Source organism: Streptomyces sp. NRRL B-24572, from assembly GCF_002156145.1.
GTDB classification, from domain to species: domain Bacteria; phylum Actinomycetota; class Actinomycetes; order Streptomycetales; family Streptomycetaceae; genus Streptomyces; species Streptomyces vietnamensis.
This window is the reverse complement of sequence record NZ_MWIG01000551.1, coordinates 1-5,587: the sequence shown is the minus strand read 5'-3', so window position 1 is coordinate 5,587 and position 5,587 is coordinate 1. Positions and strand designations below refer to the sequence as shown.

Annotated in this window: 6 protein-coding genes; 3 read left to right on the top strand and 3 right to left on the bottom strand. The window is 72.9% G+C overall.

The annotated features are described in order from the left end of the window. Nucleotides 1-41: 41 nt before the first annotated feature. On the bottom strand, nucleotides 42-575 hold the full coding sequence (locus tag CCN56_RS29505) for a DoxX family protein (RefSeq protein ID WP_086831008.1): 534 nt from the start codon (nucleotides 573-575) through the stop codon (nucleotides 42-44). 173 nt (nucleotides 576-748) lie between these two features. Here CCN56_RS29505 and CCN56_RS29500 point away from each other — a divergent pair, with 173 nt between their 5' ends. From CCN56_RS29500 to CCN56_RS29490, 3 genes are all read left to right on the top strand, one after another. Continuing rightward, on the top strand, nucleotides 749-2,125 hold the full coding sequence (locus CCN56_RS29500; protein WP_086831007.1) for a dipeptidase: 1,377 nt from the start codon (nucleotides 749-751) through the stop codon (nucleotides 2,123-2,125). Nucleotides 2,126-2,164: 39 nt separating this feature from the next. Next, nucleotides 2,165-2,782: an HdeD family acid-resistance protein gene (locus CCN56_RS29495; RefSeq protein WP_086831006.1), complete on the top strand. Its 618-nt coding sequence runs from the start codon at nucleotides 2,165-2,167 to the stop codon at nucleotides 2,780-2,782. Nucleotides 2,783-2,916: 134 nt separating this feature from the next. Beyond that, entirely contained in the window at nucleotides 2,917-3,339 is a 423-nt protein-coding gene (locus CCN56_RS29490) for a DUF350 domain-containing protein (protein ID WP_030694261.1), read from the top strand. A 44-nt stretch (nucleotides 3,340-3,383) separates the two neighbouring features. Here the strand turns inward: CCN56_RS29490 and CCN56_RS29485 are convergent, their stop codons facing one another. Continuing rightward, nucleotides 3,384-3,803 carry a hypothetical protein gene (locus tag CCN56_RS29485; RefSeq protein ID WP_086831005.1) on the bottom strand — a complete coding sequence of 140 codons (420 nt, stop codon included), beginning with the start codon at nucleotides 3,801-3,803 and terminating at the stop codon, nucleotides 3,384-3,386. 59 nt (nucleotides 3,804-3,862) lie between these two features. Further along, the gene (locus CCN56_RS29480; RefSeq protein ID WP_086831004.1) at nucleotides 3,863-5,299 is read right to left on the bottom strand and encodes a WGR domain-containing protein; all 1,437 of its coding nucleotides are present in this window, start codon (nucleotides 5,297-5,299) and stop codon (nucleotides 3,863-3,865) included. Nucleotides 5,300-5,587 lie beyond the last annotated feature (288 nt).

The window sequence follows — 5,587 nt, the reverse complement described above, 5'->3', positions numbered from 1 at the left end:
GACGGGCGTGTGCGGGTACCCCGGTCCCGGGGCGGGCGGGATCAGGCCGGCTCCGGGGTCTCGGACTCCGCCGCCTGCTCCTCGGCCCGGCGGGTCAGCACGGCCGCCGTGGCGAGCGCGGTGCCGATGAGGGCGGTGGCCACCACCCAGGGGCGGTCGAGGACGTGTCCGGTGGCGTGGTCGAGGGAGTACCGTCCGGCGCCGGTGATGCCGATCGCGGCGGCGGTGAAGCCGAGGAAGGCCGGGTACTCGTAGCCACCGGCCATGGCGAAGAAGCCGGCCGGGGCGTGGACGGCGACGGCTCCCGCCATGGCGCCGGCCGCGGCGGCACCGGCGGCCGGAGTGGCGAAGCCGAGGGCGAGGAGCGCTCCGCCGCCCGCCTCGCCGAGCCCCGCGGCGATCGCGCTCTCGCGGCCCGGGTGGAAGCCCATGGCCTCCATCGCCTTGGTGGTGCCCTCCAGACCGCCCCCGCCGAACCAGCCGAAGAGCTTCTGCGTGCCGTGCGCGGCGAGCACGGCGCCGGTGCCGACCCTCAGCACGAGCAGCCCGAGATCGCGTCGGTTGAGAGGGACCATGAGGGTTCTCCAGGTGCGGGAGGCGGACGCGTACGCCGCCCACTCTCGTCCCGTCCACTCCTCGGCGCCTTCCGAGCAGCACTTCGAATAGCCCACTTGAGTCATGTTTTGCGGCGATTGCCCATCGTTGCTTGACTGAGTGGGCTTTTCGTTCCCGAGGGAAGTGGGTACGCATGTCCGCCGAGTCCACCGAGACCGCAGCCCTGCGGGAGAAGGTCCGGGCGCTGATGCCCCGGGCGAAGGAGGACCTCACCGCGCTGGTGGCGATGCGCTCGGTCGCCGACCCGCGCCAGTTCCCGCCCGAGGAGTGCGCGAAGACCGCCGACTTCCTCGTACAGGCCTTCACGGAGGCCGGGCTGCGGGACATGCGCCGGGTGACGACCCCGGACGGCACGGACGCGGTGGTGGGGCACGCGCCGGGTCCCGAAGGGGCGCCGACGGTGCTGCTCTACTGCCACTACGACGTGCAGCCGCCCCTCGACGACGCCGCCTGGCTGACCCCGCCCTTCGAGCTGACCGAACGGGACGGGCGCTGGTACGGGCGCGGCGCCGCCGACTGCAAGGGCAACATCGCGATGCACCTGACGGCGCTGCGCGCGCTCGGCGGGCCGGAGGGCCGGGGCTTCCCCGTGAACATCAAGTTCGTGGCGGAGGGTTCGGAGGAGCAGGGGACGGGCGGCCTGGAGCAGCTCGTGCCGCTGCAGCCCGAACTGTTCGCCGCCGACACCCTGTTGGTCTGCGACACCGGCAACTTCGCGCTCGGCCTGCCCACCGCCACCACCTCGCTGCGCGGGCTCACCAACGTCGTCGTGACGGTCTCCACCCTCAAGGGCGAGATGCACTCGGGGATGTTCGGCGGCCCGGCGCCCGACGCGCTGGCCGCGCTCGTACGGCTCCTCGACAGCCTCCGCGACGAGCACGGCAACACCGCGATCAAGGGGCTTCCCGGCGACGGCGCCTGGGACGGGGTGGACTACCCGGCCGAGCAGTTCCGCACCGACGCGGGCGTCCTCGACGGGGTGTCCCTCGTCGGCACGGGTTCGGTCGCCGACGAGCTGTGGGCCCGGCCCGCCGTCACCGTCCTCGGCATCGACTGCCCGCCGGTGGTGGGCTCCTCGGCCGCGATCCAGGCGAAGGTACGGGCCAGGGTCAGCCTGCGGGTGCCGCCGGGGATCGACGCGGACAAGGCGCTGGGCGCCCTCACCGACCATCTGACCTCGGCCGCCCCGTGGGGCGCCCGGGTGGAGGTGGAGGCGGAGAGCGCCGGCCAGCCGTTCCGTGCCCGCACCGACGGGCCCGCCTACCGGGCCCTGGGGGCGGCGCTCCGCGAGGCGTACGGAAGGGACATGGTCCAGTCGGGGCAGGGCGGATCGATCCCGCTGTGCAACGTGCTCGCCGCGCACTTCCCGGAGGCGGAGATCGCCCTGATCGGCGTCGAGGAGCCGGGCTGTCTCATCCACGCGCCGAACGAGAGCGTGGATCCCTCCGAGATCGAGCACATGGCGCTGGCCGAGGCGCTCTTCCTGAGCTCGTACGCCACACCCCTCTGACCCCACCCCCACCCGCAACGAAAGGACCGGTGCGGTTCCATGACACAGACTCATGAAGATCCCTACGGCGGCCGCTCCACACGAGGGGACGTGCCACCCGGGCCCCTGGGAATCCTCGCGGGCTTCGCCTGGCAGGCCCTGCTCGTCGCCGGGCTCGTCTCCCTGGTCCTCGGCGTCATGGTGCTGGCCTGGCCGGAGGCCACCCTGCGGGTGGTGGGGGTGCTCTTCGGCCTGTACCTGCTGCTCAGCGGTGTGATGCAACTGGTCGCCGCCTTCGGCACGCACGCCACCACGGCACTGCGGGTCATGGCCTTCATCAGTGGCGCGCTGTCGATCCTGCTCGGCCTGTTCTGCTTCCGGGGCGCGACGCAGTCGACCCTGCTGCTCGCGCTGTGGATCGGGATCGGCTGGCTCTTCCGCGGCATCACCCAGACCGTGGCGGCCGCCTCCGACCCGGCGATGCCGGCGCGCGGCTGGCAGATCTTCCTCGGCATCGTCAGCGCGCTCGCCGGAATCGTGCTGATCGTGTCCCCGCTGGAGTCGGCCACGGTGCTCACGGTTCTCGGCGGCATCTGGCTCCTTGTCGTCGGCGTGGTCGAGGTCATCACGGCCTTCATGGTCCGCTCCCGTGCCAAGGACCTTCCGCCGGGCGCCTAGCGGGTCCTCACCGCCTCCGCCCGCCGTCCGCCCGTCCTCCGGGCGGGCGGCGGGCTTCGTTCACCCGTGCGCTACATTTTGCCGGTCCTTGACCACCGATCCCCCGTGATCACCACGTTCGGAGCCGGCACTTCATGAGCGACATCGTCAACGGCCTCGGCCGGGCCGGCGCCTACGGCGCGCTCGGCGTGGTTCTGCTGATCCTCGGCATCGTGCTCGTGGACCTGCTGACCCCCGGCAAGCTCGGGCGCCAGATCTGGGAGGACCGCAACCGCAACGCCGCGATCCTGCTGAGCTCGGCGCTCCTCGGCATCGGCGGCATCGTGTTCACCTCGATCTGGACGACGTACGACCACTTCGGCAAGGGGCTCGTCTCCACGGCCGCGTTCGGCCTCCTCGGCCTGGTGATGATGGCCGTGGCCTTTCTCGTCGTCGACCTGGTCACGCCGGGGAAGCTCGGCGCCACGCTCGTCGACCCCGAACCGCACCCGGCGGTCTGGGTGACGGCCTCCTGCAACATCGCGGTCTCGGCGATCGTCTCCGCCTCGATCGCTTGACGAGCTCGACCGCCTGACGACCTCGACCGCCTGACGGCCACGTCTCACCGGGGCATCGGCTCCACCTCCAGGAAGCGGCGCCCGCGCGGCCCCTTGTAGAGGAGGGCGTCCCAGCCGAGCCGTTCGAGCGCGGGGACGCATGCGCCCAGGGCCGCCGCCTCGTCCTGGGCGGCGCCCGCGCCCGGCGGGCCGAGCCACTCCACCACGGCGGTGCCGGGCCGCTCCCCCGCCGTGACCCGGTAGCCGGTGGAGAGCCGCGCTCCGGAGGCGTCCGTCGACGAGGGCGTGATCCCGCCGGCCTCCAGGGCGAGGGCCACCGCGCGGACCGGCTGCCGGCGCTCCCAGTCGGCGGGAGCGGTCCTCGGGTCGCCGCCCTGGCGCAGGGTCAGCCGCCTGATCTGGAGCAGCCCGTCGACGGCCGCGCGGATCTCCCGCGACCGCTGCTCGGCCTCGGCCGGGGGCATCGGCGGCCCGTCCCCCGTAGCCGCCTCGAACACCCCCGCGCCACCCCCCGCGCCGCTCGTCACAGCAGCCGCCGGATGTCGCCGCGCACCCGGTAGAACCCGCCCGCCGCCGGATGCAGGGCATCCACCACGTACCGCGCGCCGGGCTCCCGGATCGCCCGCGGGAACTGCACGTTCCACCCGGAGTCGTACCCCTGCGAGACGACCCGCACCCGGGTCCTGCCCCCCTCGGTCACGCACTCCACGACCACCGAGCCGGCCGGCGCGTCGCTCACGGCGGTCACCGCGGTGACGGTCGTCGCCGGCTCGTACACCGGCAGGGCGGCGGCGAGCTTGACGTCCCGCGCGACCGGGACCGTGCCCTGCTCGGCGGCCTCGATCGCCGCCTCGCTCGCGTCCACGCAGACCAGCGAACCGTCCGTGGTCACCAGGTAGAGCCGCTCGTCCCGGTACTGCATGGAGAGCGCCGAACCGCCGCCCGTACCGAGCTTCCACAGCCGGGTGCCGTCCTCCGCGAAGCAGTAGACGGAGGAGGCCGAGTCGGCGGCGAAGACGAACCGGCCGCCGGGCGAGGTGGCGCAGGAGTACACCGGGCTGTCGCAGGCGTACACCGCCTCCACGCGCCCGTCCTTCTTCGCGAGCCGCAGCACCTTCTTGCGGGACGTGCCCGCGTAGACCGAGGTGTCCTCCTGCCAGCCGAAGAGGACCGCGCCCTCGGTCGCGGTGTGCCACAGCTCGCCGCCGCCGTCCGGCGCGTGGGCGGCGACGCCCCGCGTGTCCCCGTAGTAGACGGCGTCGCCGTCGGCGCGGACCATCCAGGCGTGCTCGCCCTGGCCGCCGCGCGCCCACTGGTGCTCGTCCTCGTGGTCGATGACGGTGAGCCGGCCGGAGCGGTCGGCGACGTGCAGGACGCCCTCGTGGATGTCGAGCCAGAAGATGTCGACGTCGGTGGCGATGTCGTACGCGGCGAAGGGGAGCTTGGACGACAGGTCGTACACCTTGCCGTCGTCGCAGCCCGCGTAGATCCAGAAGTCGTCGGCGACCAGGCACTTGACGCCGTCCGGCAGGCTGAATCTGGCCTGCACCTCGCCGGCGCGGTCGAGCGTGAAGACGTCCCCCGCCTGGTTGCCCACCCAGCAGCGCTCCTCGTCGACGTGGATCCCGAAGGCGGCCGAGCCGGTCCGGAAGCGCCACAGGACGGGGGCGACGGCACGCGCGGTGGAGGGCGCGGAAGTGACCTCGCGGCGCGTCACGGGGCGCGCGGCGCGCTGTCCCCGGACGGCGGGGGCGTACCCCTTGCGGACCTTCTCGCCGATCTTCTTCGCCGCCGCGGCCTGGGCCTTCGCCGCCGTCGGGAACGTGGAGCGCTGGGTCTGGCCGTCCGCGCCGATCCGGCCGTAACGGACCGACACCGTGAGGTCCTCGACGGTCACTTCGTAGAACTTGTGGGCACCGCCGCCGTCCTGCGACAGCTCCAGATAGGTCGTCGTCGTCATGCTGAAAACGGTAGGGGCCACCACTGACAACGGCCCTCGGTGAAGCCTCGGCCAGGGGACCAAAGGCCCGGGCATTCGGGACTTTCGTCGCGGCATTCCGGACATTCACCCCTGTGATCATGATGCGTGAAGATCATCCGACGAGCCGTCACCTCAGGTGCGGCCGGAAGGGCCTCATGACCGAGCCACAGAAGCGGCCCCTGCCCGTCCGCCCCCGCCGGCACACGGACGGCATACCGATGAACGACCTCTTCCGGTCGGCCCCGGCCCGGCCCGCCCTGAACCTCC

What these genes read in the sequence shown, in the direction of transcription:
- CCN56_RS29505 (WP_086831008.1), bottom strand. Translation starts at nt 575, where the DNA reads ATGGTCCCTCTCAACCGACGCGATCTCGGGCTGCTCGTGCTGAGGGTC.
- CCN56_RS29490 (WP_030694261.1), top strand. Translation starts at nt 2,917, where the DNA reads ATGAGCGACATCGTCAACGGCCTCGGCCGGGCCGGCGCCTACGGCGCG.
- CCN56_RS29485 (WP_086831005.1), bottom strand. Translation starts at nt 3,803, where the DNA reads ATGCCCCCGGCCGAGGCCGAGCAGCGGTCGCGGGAGATCCGCGCGGCC.
- CCN56_RS29500 (WP_086831007.1), top strand. Translation starts at nt 749, where the DNA reads ATGTCCGCCGAGTCCACCGAGACCGCAGCCCTGCGGGAGAAGGTCCGG.
- CCN56_RS29495 (WP_086831006.1), top strand. Translation starts at nt 2,165, where the DNA reads ATGACACAGACTCATGAAGATCCCTACGGCGGCCGCTCCACACGAGGG.
- CCN56_RS29480 (WP_086831004.1), bottom strand. Translation starts at nt 5,299, where the DNA reads ATGACGACGACGACCTATCTGGAGCTGTCGCAGGACGGCGGCGGTGCC.